General features: G+C 35.5%; 17 protein-coding genes. 9 read left to right on the top strand and 8 right to left on the bottom strand.

Annotated features, from left to right (window positions below; translation table 11 throughout):
• Positions 1-480 precede the first annotated feature (480 nt).
• Positions 481-960, top strand: coding sequence for a GNAT family N-acetyltransferase (locus tag NSS97_RS25100; RefSeq protein WP_002015903.1), 480 nt, complete (start codon positions 481-483; stop codon positions 958-960).
• 19 nt (positions 961-979) lie between these two features.
• Here NSS97_RS25100 and NSS97_RS25095 read toward each other — a convergent pair whose 3' ends face one another.
• The gene (locus NSS97_RS25095; RefSeq protein WP_002015902.1) at positions 980-1,471 is read right to left on the bottom strand and encodes a phosphatidylglycerophosphatase A family protein; all 492 of its coding nucleotides are present in this window, start codon (positions 1,469-1,471) and stop codon (positions 980-982) included.
• 120 nt (positions 1,472-1,591) lie between these two features.
• On the opposite strand from NSS97_RS25095, the gene yutH reads away from it, so the two are divergent.
• Entirely contained in the window at positions 1,592-2,593 is a 1,002-nt protein-coding gene (yutH, locus tag NSS97_RS25090) for a spore coat putative kinase YutH (protein WP_107887273.1), read from the top strand.
• A 79-nt stretch (positions 2,594-2,672) separates the two neighbouring features.
• Here the strand turns inward: yutH and NSS97_RS25085 are convergent, their stop codons facing one another.
• Together NSS97_RS25085 and NSS97_RS25080 are read right to left on the bottom strand one after the other, a co-directional pair.
• On the bottom strand, positions 2,673-2,888 hold the full coding sequence (locus tag NSS97_RS25085) for a hypothetical protein (RefSeq protein WP_002068096.1): 216 nt from the start codon (positions 2,886-2,888) through the stop codon (positions 2,673-2,675).
• A gap of 327 nt (positions 2,889-3,215) precedes the next feature.
• Positions 3,216-3,452, bottom strand: a complete 237-nt coding sequence (locus tag NSS97_RS25080) for a NifU family protein (protein ID WP_000431159.1) — start codon at positions 3,450-3,452, stop codon at positions 3,216-3,218.
• 206 nt (positions 3,453-3,658) lie between these two features.
• On the opposite strand from NSS97_RS25080, the gene NSS97_RS25075 reads away from it, so the two are divergent.
• The gene (locus tag NSS97_RS25075) at positions 3,659-3,967 is read left to right on the top strand and encodes a YuzD family protein (RefSeq protein WP_000248598.1); all 309 of its coding nucleotides are present in this window, start codon (positions 3,659-3,661) and stop codon (positions 3,965-3,967) included.
• Positions 3,968-4,019: 52 nt separating this feature from the next.
• Positions 4,020-4,814: a nucleotidyltransferase domain-containing protein gene (locus NSS97_RS25070; protein WP_107887274.1), complete on the top strand. Its 795-nt coding sequence runs from the start codon at positions 4,020-4,022 to the stop codon at positions 4,812-4,814.
• Between the two features lie 350 nt (positions 4,815-5,164).
• On the opposite strand, the gene NSS97_RS25065 is transcribed toward NSS97_RS25070, so the two are convergent.
• On the bottom strand, positions 5,165-5,641 hold the full coding sequence (locus tag NSS97_RS25065; protein ID WP_002015882.1) for an SMI1/KNR4 family protein: 477 nt from the start codon (positions 5,639-5,641) through the stop codon (positions 5,165-5,167).
• A gap of 88 nt (positions 5,642-5,729) precedes the next feature.
• On the opposite strand from NSS97_RS25065, the gene NSS97_RS25060 reads away from it, so the two are divergent.
• From NSS97_RS25060 to phnA, 3 genes are all read left to right on the top strand, one after another.
• On the top strand, positions 5,730-6,104 hold the full coding sequence (locus tag NSS97_RS25060; RefSeq protein ID WP_088033149.1) for a hypothetical protein: 375 nt from the start codon (positions 5,730-5,732) through the stop codon (positions 6,102-6,104).
• Positions 6,105-6,457: 353 nt separating this feature from the next.
• Positions 6,458-7,231, top strand: coding sequence for a DUF2628 domain-containing protein (locus NSS97_RS25055; protein WP_044439506.1), 774 nt, complete (start codon positions 6,458-6,460; stop codon positions 7,229-7,231).
• Positions 7,232-7,512: 281 nt separating this feature from the next.
• Entirely contained in the window at positions 7,513-7,854 is a 342-nt protein-coding gene (gene phnA / locus NSS97_RS25050) for an alkylphosphonate utilization operon protein PhnA (RefSeq protein WP_002089332.1), read from the top strand.
• 50 nt (positions 7,855-7,904) lie between these two features.
• On the opposite strand, the gene NSS97_RS25045 is transcribed toward phnA, so the two are convergent.
• The 4 genes from NSS97_RS25045 to NSS97_RS25030 all read right to left on the bottom strand — a co-directional run bounded on the left by NSS97_RS25045 (position 7,905) and on the right by NSS97_RS25030 (position 10,917).
• Positions 7,905-8,699, bottom strand: coding sequence for an ABC transporter permease (locus tag NSS97_RS25045; RefSeq protein WP_002129719.1), 795 nt, complete (start codon positions 8,697-8,699; stop codon positions 7,905-7,907).
• Positions 8,683-9,342, bottom strand: coding sequence for an ABC transporter ATP-binding protein (locus NSS97_RS25040; protein WP_002191064.1), 660 nt, complete (start codon positions 9,340-9,342; stop codon positions 8,683-8,685). The genes NSS97_RS25045 and NSS97_RS25040 overlap by 17 nt, the downstream gene beginning before the upstream one ends.
• A gap of 68 nt (positions 9,343-9,410) precedes the next feature.
• Complete coding sequence (locus NSS97_RS25035) at positions 9,411-9,611, bottom strand: aspartyl-phosphate phosphatase Spo0E family protein (protein ID WP_044439152.1); 201 nt, start codon at positions 9,609-9,611, stop codon at positions 9,411-9,413.
• A gap of 235 nt (positions 9,612-9,846) precedes the next feature.
• Complete coding sequence (locus NSS97_RS25030) at positions 9,847-10,917, bottom strand: NAD(P)/FAD-dependent oxidoreductase (protein ID WP_000682082.1); 1,071 nt, start codon at positions 10,915-10,917, stop codon at positions 9,847-9,849.
• A 428-nt stretch (positions 10,918-11,345) separates the two neighbouring features.
• On the opposite strand from NSS97_RS25030, the gene NSS97_RS25025 reads away from it, so the two are divergent.
• Both NSS97_RS25025 and dapF read left to right on the top strand, forming a co-directional pair.
• Positions 11,346-11,585, top strand: a complete 240-nt coding sequence (locus tag NSS97_RS25025; protein ID WP_002015892.1) for a YuzB family protein — start codon at positions 11,346-11,348, stop codon at positions 11,583-11,585.
• 328 nt (positions 11,586-11,913) lie between these two features.
• On the top strand, positions 11,914-12,780 hold the full coding sequence (gene dapF / locus NSS97_RS25020) for a diaminopimelate epimerase (RefSeq protein ID WP_002015893.1): 867 nt from the start codon (positions 11,914-11,916) through the stop codon (positions 12,778-12,780).
• The last annotated feature ends 13 nt before the right edge of the window (positions 12,781-12,793 follow it).

Here is a 12,793-nt window from a genome sequence, read left to right as displayed (position 1 = left end):
AATAAAATGATAACAATACCGATACCAAAGTTAAATACAAGAGTACTATCCATATATGTAACCTCCTTGTTTGAAAGTAAAAAGCACTCTGGCTGGAGTGCTTTTTATTATCCGAATATGTCGCAACGAACGCCGCAACATATAGAAAGGGAATAATGCGTTTAAAGAGTTATATTAATTTATGCATTAATTTTGTAAATGAGCAGGTCCTGCTCAGGTATAGAAAAAAGACACTCTTTCGAGTGTCTTTCATGATGACAAAACGTGCCAATTGCTTGAGTTTGATAAGACGTTAATTTTCCGGTTAACAGTCTTTCTTAATCAAGAAGTGTAACAACAGCGATTCAAATAAATCTTAGCATTTTTTAAAGGGGTGTGCGTATGTAACTATGCATATTACGATTAGAGGAGAATCAAGTTTGGAAAATGAATGAGTAAATACATATAGATTAGTAGAGTATTTGATAAGGAGCGAGATGAATGGATATACATAAGTTAACAGAAGAAGAAGCGAAAGAAATAAATACGTGGAAGTATGAAAATCCCTATACGTTATATAGCTTTTCGGGAGATGCTGAAGTAATAGAAGAGTTGCTAGATGGAACGTATTACGGTTGTTGCGGAGAGAATGGAGAATTCATCGGCTATTTTTGTTTTGGAGAAAATGCACAAGTGCCAGGGGGAAGAGATGCTAATTTATATAGGGGAGAAGATGTAGTAGATATTGGGCTTGGAATGAAGCCGGAGTTAACAGGGAAAGGGATGGGGGAAATATTTTTTCAAGCGGGAATAGCATTTGCTACTGAGGAATTGAATTCGAAAATGTTTCGACTGAGTGTAGCGACATTCAATAAGAGAGCGATTAGGCTGTATAAAAACATTGGATTTCAAGTAGGACCTCTTTTTTTGAGCCGTGGAAGAGAGTTCATGCTTATGGAATATGAAAGGCCGTCAGTATGAAACTGACGGCCTAGACCCCTTATTCCGAATGCTCAGCACGGTGCGCTAAACGACTTGAAGCAGCGGCAGCGATTCCGCCAACGATATCATCAAGGAATGTATGCACCTTTCCAGTTGATTTATCATTTAAGTATTCTAAAATACCTGGTTTTAATTTATCGATATATCCAAAGTTCGTGAAGCCAATTGACCCGTACACGTTAACGATTGAAAGTGCGATGACTTCATCAATTCCATATAGTCCTTCATCGCGTTTTACGATATCTTGTAACGGCTGACTTAACATTCCTTTTTCAGCAAGGACATCAAGTTCAATGCCTGTAATAAGAGCGTTTTGTACTTCTCGTTTTGATAGTACACGCTCAACGTTATAACGACATTCTGACATCTCTAAATTTGCATGGTATTTCTTTTGAAGAAAATGAACAAGATCAGCAATATCGTCAATTGTTACACCGCGCTCTTGTAATAGTTGTAATGCTCTTTCTTGTAGTTGATTTGAGTCTTTCATGTTTATCACCTTTTTTTCTTTTTAGTATTTGTATACGTTTCATTGCTTTATCATGTGCATAGGAATGAAAGGCGAGCACAAGCTCATATATATAAAGAAAAACCATAGGTGGCGACTGCGATGATTCAGCATATTTATGAGCATTATCACATGCATGTTAAAGAATTAATCCCCCTTGGCCCCTATAAAAGCTTTTGGATTCGCAACAGAATTTATGTACTTGTTCCAATTGGAGAAATGGAGGAAGAAGTACTTGTAGAGATGAAAAAGCTCAGTGATTATATGAACCAGCAAGGGGATATAACTGTTTCGACTTTCGTTCCGACTATACACGGCTACTATGTAAGTGAGATAGAAGAAAAAAATTACTGCTTATTAAAAGGTATGCGTATGTTAGAGCGACATGCTACATCATTAGGAAGTGAGCTTTCTATATTCCATAAACGTGGCGCATTCTTTCCAGAAGAAGTTGAGCAATTAAGCCGCATTGGTGAATGGAAAGCACTATGGGAAAAAAGGCTCGACCAATTAGAAAGGTTTTGGCAATCGCAAGTGATGAACCATCCTTCAGACGTATTCGATCAATTGTTTATTGAATCCTTCCCGTATTACTTAGGAGTTGCAGAAAATGCAATTCAATATGTTGTCGATACAGAAATGGACGATACACCACAAATAACTGACGCAGCAACAATTTGCCAAGAACGATTTACACCTTTATTATGGCAGCAAACGAAGCGTTTAAAACTTCCTTTTGATTGGGTATATGATCACCCAAGTAGAGATATAGCAGAATGTATTCGCTATATGATGATAGAAAAAAAGAAAGATTGGGAGCAAACGGTAGTTCAATTCATTGCAGATTATGAACGTAATTATTCGCTCTCTTCATTTGGTTGGCGCTTATTATTCGCAAGGCTTCTGTTCCCGCTTCACTACTTTGAAACAATTGAACGATATTATCAAACAGGAAACGAAGAACAAAAAGGCATATATAGAGCCCGTTTAGAAATCATTTTACATGATGTGAGGCGCACTGAGCAATTTATGAATCATTTTTACGAGTCATTTCGTTTACCTGTTGATAAGTTAGGCATTAGGAAATTAGATTGGCTGTCTTAAACGTATAAAAAAGAGACCAATTGAGGTCTTTTTTTTATACCACAACAGATACCCGTGTCTATCTTTATATAATAAGAAGCTATGCTCCTACTTTTTGATCTGTACATATAGTTAAAATAATGTGGTGTCTTTCAATTTTTTCATTTACCTTTTTTAATAATTCTTGTTGTATTTCTTTAAATAAAAATTGATAGCTCGTATTCCATGTCGGTATAACGGGTGAAAGACTTAATAAATATTCTTTTTTCTGCTCTAATTCTTGAATTGTTACAAAAGTACTCCCTATTTTTGGCATACGTCGTCCCCCCTATGTTTTTCGCTGTATATGTGTGAACGATTCACTATATATTAATTATCGCATTTTTTGAGAAGGATTTCCAATTTTGTTTTATGATGTTAATAGTGTAGGGGAGTATGTCTTGTTTGCGTACAAAAAAAGAGACCAAATTTGGTCTCTTTTCTTAGAAGTAGCTTTGAACGAGCCGCTTCTGCTTTTAATTAATATCTAGCTCCAGCGGCTAGAACAGTCGGCCATTTCGCGCCTTCCTGTGAGGCAAAAAGCGCCTCTTCGTCAGGAGCTCCAATGACCTTCTGTTCTGAACGAGCCGCTTCCGCTTTTAGATTAAAATACTTGTTCTACTTCAATAACGCCTGGTACTTCTTCAAGTAATGCGCGTTCGATACCAGCTTTTAGTGTGATTGTAGAACTTGGGCAGCTTCCGCATGCACCCATAAGGCGTAATTTTACGATACCTTCTTCAATGTCTACTAATTCAACGTCTCCGCCATCGCGAAGTAAGAATGGACGTAATTTATCTAATACCTCTAGTACCTGTTCTTGCATATGTGGGTTTTCCATTTTTATCGACTCCTTTCATCAGTTTTATTATAATCAAGATAGAGGGGAAAATCTATTTTTTCTCTTCTTGTTTTATTGTCAAAATATTATATCGTGTGTACAACGTGTTTTTTCAGTATAGGGGTATGGAATAAGTTTGTAAAATGATGTGCTTATGTACTAAGACATCTGAATATACTGTTGAAACAAGAAGTGGGGGAGAAGAAATGGTTAATGTGCAAGTGTATGGGACGAAAGTAATTTGTGCGAGCTGCGTTGGAATGCCATCTTCAACAGAAACGTTTGAGTGGTTACAAGCGGCGATTGGTCGTAAATATGAAGGACAAGAAAATAAATTTAATTTCGAGTATATTGATTTTCAACAAGAACAAGAAGATGAAGATAAAAAAGCATTCGCAGAGCGCGTAGTAGAAGAAGATTTATTTTATCCAGTCGTTCTTGTGAATGGAGAGATTGTTGGAGAAGGAAATCCTCGTTTGAAGGATGTTTACGAAGAAATCGAGAAATATTTATAAAGCATGAAGCCTTTGCGAATTTGCGAAGGCTTTTTTTATTGGAGGGATAGATGTGGAGAATGGAATAAAACATGCTTTACCAGAAGAAGTAAAGCAATTAATGGAGCAGTACATAGTAGAATTAAAAGGAATTTTTTCGGATGAAAAAATAGTCGGGGTATATATTTACGGATCAATCGCGCTAGGAGCATTTCATATAGAAACGAGCGATGTTGATTTTGTTACGGTAATAAGTGATTCCGTGAATGGAGCTGAAAAACAACAAATTATAGAACTGCATAAAAAAATTAGTAAAAGTACGTTAGGTAAAAGAATGGATGGTATGTATATTCCGCTTGCTGACTTAGGGAAATACAATCATGAAATAAATGAGTACGTGTATTGTACTGATGGTAAGGCTGATATTGGTCATTGGGATATTAACGCGGTCACATGGTGGACATTGAAAAATCAAGGTATTACAGTTAGCGGGAAAGAAGTAGAAGACCTTTCCTTTCAAATAAAGTGGGACGATGTAGTAAATACAATGAAATACAACGTAGAACATTACTGGCTTGAAAAAGCGAAGCGTCCTTATTTATTTTTCATAGAAGAATGGGTAGAATCAGCTGTCGTTACGATGGGACGTATTTTATATACGTTAGATCATAAAACAATTGTTTCAAAAGATAGAGGATTACAATACATGTTGAAACTTTACTCTCATAAGTGGGAGCCTTTATTAAGAGAAGTAGAGCGAATGAGGCAGAATCCAGAAGGAAAGCGAAAGCTCTCTAGGTGGAGACGGGCTGATATGACGAAGCGGTATTTGCTGTATGTAATTGAAGAGTGTAGGGGGAAGTGGTAGGTGAATAGTAAAAGCATCCTTCATATAAAGGATGCTTTTACTATTTTTATATAATGAAAAAGTACTTTGCAAGGAATGAGAAGTCGAAAGATAATCTAAAATATGGATAGTTTCATGTGAAACATTATGCAATAGACTGTTCTTTTTGATGTTTATCCCGCATTAACGGGCAGTAAGACTCTCACTTCAAAATTCGGCTGGAGCAAAGAAGTTAGATGGGAGATCAACTGCCCGTAAAAGCCCGATTAGTGAAGGCTAATAATCAGTGGGGGATGAACAAAACCCCCACTGATTAAAGTTTCACTTTATAATGAAATCTTGCACTATTGCGCACTCCTTTAGAGATAGGTTTACTCTTCATCTTCATCATAATTGTATGTAGTTAAGTTTTGTAAGAAACTTTCAAAGTTAGGTGCTAATTCAATAATTTCCTCAAATTCATTATCGATAAATATAACTGGAGGATTTTCAGCTACGTTTCGATAGTCTAGTGCAATCCACGTATGTCCGTCACCAGATAAAAGCACGATATTCTCAGGCATGTCCCATTCCTGAATTAAATAATGGCTCTCTAAAATACTAGACTCATTTTCATCAAAAGAAATGCCATATAATCCAGAAACATTAACGTGATCGTCTGCCCAAGAATTTGGCTCTGAAGTAGGGTGAGCATCTAATCGAAGAGTTCCTCCGTTTTGTTCTTTTAGAAGATTTATGTACGATTCTGGGAGCTTTACGTTTAGTACTTCTTCTGCTTTTTTTATTAGTTCGTCGTTAATAGGTGCTAATTTTAAATAGTCATCTTCTGCCCAAAGTGTAGTCTTCATATTAGGTCACCTCAAATAATAGTTTTATAAACTTTATTTTGTATATTATAGTTAATTAAAAAATTGCGCAATAGAGGGAGAAAATCTTATGATTAACCACAATAAAATTAAACAACTTTTAGCACATGTAGATCGCGCTGAGGATAATGAAATTGAGTTAGAGTGTGAATTTGAACCAATGACAATAGAATTATTTAATAGTGAAGAAATAGAAGAAGGGCAACTTGGTTATAGCTTTGATGATGAAGGGCAAAGCTTAATCGGGAATGAAGACGGAGAGTGGAAAGACGGTTGGATTGTAATTGGGATAGATTCCTATCTCGGAGACCCGATCTTTGTAGATAGTAATGATGAAAATTGTCCGGTTTATACAGCTATGCATGGTGAGGGAGATTGGGAGCCAGAATGTATAGCTAAGCGTATAGAAGATGTTATTGAGAAAGTGAAGGGTAATGTGGGATAGTTGTGTAAGTGGAAATATGTTTGAAATAGTAGAGAGCTAATTTGTGAAGTCTCTTAAGTCGAGATTTTAGGCTAGGTCATATTACAATAGTAGTTTAATAGGAGAAGGGTGTGTCAAAATGATTTTGATACATCCTTTTTTGCCAATATACAAGATGTTTAACATAGTGTATTAAATGTCTTATATATGAGTATTCTAATATATTTAATAGTAAAATGGAATATAGAATGGATAATTGTCGGAATGTATTCGATTTTTGTTCATTTTTATGAAATATAACTATTTTTTGTTAGATTCCTTCTTTTTATAGATATACAATAAAGTTATATAGAAATAAGAGAAGGATGATGTACGTGAAGGACACTGTTTTACAGGAAGCGATAGCTCCTAAAGAGTTACATAAAGTTGTGAGAAATAATACTGCATATTACGACTTTAAGTGGGGGAAAGCAAAAGATCCCGAGAAGGGAAATAGTTGGAACTGGATAGCCTTTTTCTTCCCATTATTGTGGTTAGCTTATCGCAAAATGTATAAATTATTTATTATTATTGCATTAGTAGGAGTTCCTACTTTAATTACCTCTGTTTTTATAGATATCCCGATGTGGATCGATTTTATTGTTTATTTCGGAACTATGCTATTTACTGGATGGCAAGGGAATCGTTTATATTACAAGCATACAGTTCGCGTTTTACATAAGGCAAAAGAGTTATCTGATGCACAACACAATTATTACTTCCAAACAAAGGGTGGCACTCATGTTGGGATTATGCTTGGATTAAATGCGTTATTATTTGTAGTATTTGGTGCAGCTGGTTATGGGTTATCGTATTTACCGACGGAACCGAATATAAAAGATGTAGTTCGTTTAAGTGATGAAGGGATTACATTGGAAGTTTTTACTGATGATCCAAAATGGACGTATGTAAAAAAAGAAGGACGTTTTGATATAGTAGAATTTACTGGTTATGATTATGAGGAAAAAAAGGATGTAAAGATTAAGTTCGCTGTGTATTTAGATAAACAGAGATTTGAATGGAAAGAAATTTATTTAAACGATAAAAAGTTAAATGAAGAAGAAGCAGAAGAGTATCAATTTTATATTGAAGAAAATGCCTGGTATTAATATAAATAGATAATGATGTATCGCAAAAAGAAGAGTCTAATGAAGATTCTTCTTTTTATTTATGAGAAAGGATATGTAACAAGAAGAGAAAAACATTAGTAAACAAACGCCATACTAATTGAAATTTTGTAAAATACAATAAAAAATGAGAATTTGAGGTAGGCTTGTCAATAACGTGAGACTATGGCAGTATAAAGAAATGCTATACAAATTTTATTTATCGACATGTAAAAATTCGATTTGATTTTTACGTATAAATAATGAACGGAGGAAATGAATTTATGGCTACTTTACCAAATTGTCCAAAATGTAATTCAGAATATACGTATGAGGATGGCGCTCTTTTCGTATGTCCAGAATGTGCCCATGAGTGGGGTCAAGAAGCGGAAGCTGAAAGTAATGATGGTGCAAAAGTTGTAAAAGATGCGAACGGAAACGTTCTTCAAGATGGCGATGCTGTTACTGTAATTAAAGATTTAAAAGTAAAAGGAACTTCTTCAGTTGTAAAGATTGGTACGAAAGTAAAGAGTATCCGTCTAGTTGAAGGAGATCACGATATTGATTGTAAAATCGATGGTTTCGGAGCTATGAAGTTAAAATCACAGTTCGTTAAGAAAGCGTAAGATTAGCAAAGAAAAAAGACGCTCTGTAAGTAACTTGCAGAGCGTCTTTTTTATGATTGTACTTCAACTTCTTTCAACTGGCACCGCTTATTAAAGAACGTTTTATACCCAAGCTGTAAGAAGATAATAACAGAGAAAGCTGTACTTCCAGAAATGCCAAGTATAATCGCAATTTGATATTGGATAGCTGTAAATGGTGATACACCGGATAAAATTTGTCCTGTCATCATGCCTGGAAGACTTATAATTCCCATTCCGACCATGGAATTAATTGTTGGTAAAATAGCAGAATCGAAAGCGTCCCGTATGAGCGGAGCAGCTGCTTGTTTTGGAGTTGCGCCAAGCATAAGTGCACCTTCAATATGGTCTCTTTGTGATTTCATACTGTTTAAAAAGGTGTTTGCCCCGAGGCAAATACCTGTCATAGCGTTACCGATTAGCATGCCGGCAATAGGAACGATATATTGCGGAGCATACCAAGGATCGTGTCCGATAATGACAAAGATAAATAGTAGAAGAGGGCCAATTGATCCAGCAATCATGGAGAGGGCGGCTACTCGTTTTAATTCTTTTGACATTGGAATATTAACTCGTTTATAAATATTGAAAATCGCAAATGTAGTAATAGAAGTAATGAGAGCTATTGTATAAAACGGATTACTATTTTCAAATATGTATGTAAGAACATATGCGACTAGTACGAGCTGAATTGTCATACGTAATGTAGCAATTGTAATTTGTTTCTCACGCGGTATTCCTTTTAATTTCACAAGCCCGATTAAAATAAGGATGAAAATATATGCAGCTGCAAGTTGCCAAATTTGTAGTTCAATAACGCCCTTCAATTGATAGCACTTCCTTTCTAGTTGCACCGTTTGTTTTACTAATTTCAATAATATCGTCTGCGATTTCTTCTGGAAGTTGTTGCGAGTGCGTGATGAAGATAACTGTTTTTTTCTTTTCTCTTGCCAGTAGAGTGAATTGTTTCATAACGCGGCGTTCTGTGTCACCATCTAGTGCCGAAGTTGGTTCATCTAATAAATAGACGGGCGGATCCATTAGTATAATACGAGCGAAAGCAAGTCTTTGTTTTTCGCCACCTGATAAAGAAGAGGCGTTATCTTCTAATTTTTTATCTAGGCTAACAGTCGTTAATGCGCCTTGCAGGGCATCGTCATTTGGAAATGGCTTTTCAGAAAATCGAAGTCCCATTAATAAATTATCTTTAATTGTTCCATCAAAAATAGGCGGAGTTTGTCCGAGCATGACAACTTCACGGCGTAATTGAATGGGAGGATAATCTAAAATAGATTTTCCGTTATATTCAATTGTGCCAGATGTTGGTGATTGTAAATCGTTTAACATGCGAAGTAATGTGCTTTTGCCACTACCACTTTCACCGATAATACAAGTTGTTTTTTCTTTTTGAATCTGTAAATAAGGAATGTGTAGAATATCTTTATATATGATGTCTTTTAATATAAACATAAATTGCTCCTTTCTGATTCTAGTTATATCGTATCAAAAAGGGAGAAAAATAGAAAAATAAAGTCTATTCAGAGGGAACATCTTTTTTCTTTGTTTGTAGGATTAGATCGTTTTGAGACGGAAGTTAGCTTCGTTAATAAGTTTAGCAAGCGATCTAAGTCTTGACTGAGAGAAATGACTTTATCGTGAGAAAATCCATATTTTTCAACGAGGTGGATTAATTCTTTCTTTTTCACTTCTATTTGATTATTTAGTTTTGTTAAGTTCATAAGTGAAATGAAATGCCTCCTATTATGTGTAGTACTTATAGCATAAAAAATAAGACCGAACGTATTCGGTCCTAAAGAAAATAATAAAATGAAACAACTCTTACATATAGCATACACTTTTAATTGATAGTTTTTAATATTAAAATAGGGAAGTTTCGTGAATCTATATTGAGAAAGTTATTTTTTAAAAATGAATAGAAAAAGGCTGTCTACTATGTAGGCAGCCTTTAAAGTATTAACCGTTATGATATTTGTACATCCAAAGAAGACCGGATTTTAATAATCTCGGTACACGTCCCATTAATGGTTGGTTTGCTAGTAAACCAAATCCGTGTTTTTTGCCGAGAGAACCGAGAACACCTTTTAATTTAATAACAGGCAGTTCATCAGGAAGGGGTTCATTATTCCAACGTTTTAATAATATTTGGACAATTTGTTCTCCTTGACCTTCAGCAAGTTGAGCAGATGGTGCGTGTGGAAGTGCTGCACAATCTCCTACGACATAAACGTGCTCGTTATTTGGAATATTGTGATATTTCGTTAAAACAACCCGTCCGCTACCATCTTGTTCTACTGGAAGGTTTCGAACAACTTCATTTGCTTGAATACCAGCTGTCCAGACGATTGCATCACATTCAAGTGGTTCATCATGGTTGTATACAATGTTTGGTTCCACTTTTGTAATGTTAGAGTTTCGTATAATGGTAACTTTATGTTTTACAAACCATTCTTCTACGTATCTACTTAATTTCTCTGGATATGGGAATAAAATTCTATCTTTTCGATCAAATAAATAGATTTTTAAATCTGAACGGCTTTCGCGAAGTTCACTTGCCACTTCAACGCCGCTTAAACCAGCCCCAACGACAGCTACTGTTGCATTTGGTTCTAAGCTATTTAATTGTTCATATGTCTTACGTGTTTGTTCAATTGATTGTAGGCTATGTGTATATTCCTTTGCCCCAGGAACGTTATGATATTTATCTTCACAGCCAAGCCCGATAATTAAATCATCATATTGAATCGTTTCACCGCCATCGAGATGAACGGCCTTCGTTTCGAGGTCAATATTTGTTACTGTTCCGTATTGAATATTGAGACGTGGGTGCTCAGGAAACGGTATGCGAATATGCGTTTCTGAAATTGTACCCGCAACTAATGCATAATATTCAGTTTTAAAGCAATGATATGGTACTTTGTCGATTAATGTCACTTGTACATCATCTGGAAGTTGGTTGTTTGGAAGTAGCCGCTGCAGAATTCTCATTCCACCGTAGCCACCACCTAGTAGTACGAGGTGTTTCATGATGGATTACCCCTTTTCTGTTGAAATATCCCCTAATCATACAATTTTATATTAATAAAATATTTTGACTTTACACAATCAAATTATATCGAATTTGTGAACAAATAACAATGCATGAATGAATACTCTGTTGTACAATAAGAAGAAAAGTAAAGTAAGTGGTTTTCATTTTCTAGTTACTATTTACTATTTCATTATGAGTAGTATGTTATATAAAGAAGACCATCTATTATGAAGTGAAATAGTGAAGTAACTAAATAGTTTAGAATATATAACGAAAACAACAAGAAACAGCTTAGTTTTCTTCTTATAAATAAAGTGGAATGGTAACAAGTAGAGAGGGTTACTTATCCGTTTCGCAAATTAGGTATGCACATACCATATAAAGTAAATGGTAATTTGTTTAGAGATACAGGGGGGAGAGAGTTTTGATTAAACCATTAATCGAATTTTGTGTAGGTAACCTTGCAAGCGGTTCGCAAGCAGCTTTAGAAAAATTAGAAAAAGATCCTAATTTAGACGTAATGGAATATGGTTGTTTAGGATATTGTGGCATCTGTTTTGAAGGTCCATTTGCACTTGTAAATGGTGAAGTGGTACAAGGTGCAACAGTAGAAGAACTTGTAAATAATGTATATGATTATATGGATGAAAATCCAATGTTTTAAAGCGTTGCAAACAGGCAACGTTTTTCTTTTTTCATTTATCCCGCTATTTGCGGGCAGTAAGACTCCCACCTCAAAATTCAGCTGAAGCAAAGAATTTAGGTTGAAGCCCTGTTGCCCGTCCCCCCACTGATTAAAGTTTCACTTTATTAGGAGTGTTTATTTCGAAAAAAAAAGCCCTTTTAGAAGGGCTTTTTTCTTACACGATTTGTGTAAGAACGGCTTATTGCCAAAACACTGTCAAATATGAGAAACGGGGGACATTCATATTGTGTTCTAAAAGCATGCATTTTATACTTGAAATAATAAATTATTTTTGGAGTGAATAAAAATGAGCCAATTTTCTTTTACAAAAATGCATGGTCTTGGAAATAGTTATATATATGTAAATATGTTTGAGGAACAAATTAGAGAAGAAGATTTAGCAATTGTAGCGGAAAAGGTTTCAAATATTAATACTGGTATTGGTGCAGATGGAATGATTTTAATTTGTCCTTCTGACGTGGCACCAGTAAAAATGCGCATGTTTAATAACGATGGCTCAGAAGGAAAGAGCTGTGGAAATGGTTTACGCTGCGTAGCGAAATATGCGTATGAGCATAAACTAGTAGAAGGTAAAGTTTTCACAATTGAAACGTTAGCTGGTATTGTTACGGCAGAAGTAACGGTAGAAGATGACAAAGTTACATTAGCGAAAATCGACATGGGAGCACCTCGTTTAACACGTGAAGAGATACCGATGCTTGGTGAAGGAGAAACACCATTTATTCGTGAAAACTTCTTATACAATAATCACCGTTATGCATTTACAGCTGTTTCAATGGGGAATCCACATGCGGTTATTTTTGTTGATGATGTAGAAAAAGCGCCTCTTACAACGTTAGGACCGGTTCTTGAGACGCATGAAATGTTCCCAGAGCGAGTGAATGTTGAATTCATCGAGATTTTGAATGATGAAGAGATGAATTTCCGCGTTTGGGAACGAGGATCTGGTGTAACACAAGCTTGCGGGACAGGAGCATGCGCAGCTGTCGTTGCGGCAATTTTAAATGGGAAAATGGAACACGGTAAAGAAATTACGGTTCACTTAGCAGGCGGCGACTTAATGATCGCATGGACAGAAGAAGGAAATGTATTAATGAAAGGACCTGCGGAAATAATTTGCCGCGGAGTGTATGAGTACAAGATAGAAGCGTAAAGATGTATAATAG

Source organism: Bacillus sp. FSL R12-0074, assembly GCF_038005725.1.
GTDB lineage: Bacteria > Bacillota > Bacilli > Bacillales > Bacillaceae_G > Bacillus_A > Bacillus_A mycoides.
This window is presented reverse-complemented; position numbering and strand designations above follow the sequence as displayed.

Excerpts from the sequence above, each read along its gene's own strand:
- phnA (WP_002089332.1), top strand. The coding sequence starts at position 7,513 with ATGGCTACTTTACCAAATTGTCCAAAATGTAATTCAGAATATACGTAT.
- dapF (WP_002015893.1), top strand. The coding sequence starts at position 11,914 with ATGAGCCAATTTTCTTTTACAAAAATGCATGGTCTTGGAAATAGTTAT.
- NSS97_RS25075 (WP_000248598.1), top strand. The coding sequence starts at position 3,659 with ATGGTTAATGTGCAAGTGTATGGGACGAAAGTAATTTGTGCGAGCTGC.
- NSS97_RS25030 (WP_000682082.1), bottom strand. The coding sequence starts at position 10,917 with ATGAAACACCTCGTACTACTAGGTGGTGGCTACGGTGGAATGAGAATT.
- NSS97_RS25060 (WP_088033149.1), top strand. The coding sequence starts at position 5,730 with ATGATTAACCACAATAAAATTAAACAACTTTTAGCACATGTAGATCGC.
- NSS97_RS25040 (WP_002191064.1), bottom strand. The coding sequence starts at position 9,342 with ATGTTTATATTAAAAGACATCATATATAAAGATATTCTACACATTCCT.
- NSS97_RS25100 (WP_002015903.1), top strand. The coding sequence starts at position 481 with ATGGATATACATAAGTTAACAGAAGAAGAAGCGAAAGAAATAAATACG.
- NSS97_RS25095 (WP_002015902.1), bottom strand. The coding sequence starts at position 1,471 with ATGAAAGACTCAAATCAACTACAAGAAAGAGCATTACAACTATTACAA.
- NSS97_RS25080 (WP_000431159.1), bottom strand. The coding sequence starts at position 3,452 with ATGGAAAACCCACATATGCAAGAACAGGTACTAGAGGTATTAGATAAA.
- NSS97_RS25035 (WP_044439152.1), bottom strand. The coding sequence starts at position 9,611 with ATGAACTTAACAAAACTAAATAATCAAATAGAAGTGAAAAAGAAAGAA.
- yutH (WP_107887273.1), top strand. The coding sequence starts at position 1,592 with ATGATTCAGCATATTTATGAGCATTATCACATGCATGTTAAAGAATTA.
- NSS97_RS25065 (WP_002015882.1), bottom strand. The coding sequence starts at position 5,641 with ATGAAGACTACACTTTGGGCAGAAGATGACTATTTAAAATTAGCACCT.
- NSS97_RS25085 (WP_002068096.1), bottom strand. The coding sequence starts at position 2,888 with ATGCCAAAAATAGGGAGTACTTTTGTAACAATTCAAGAATTAGAGCAG.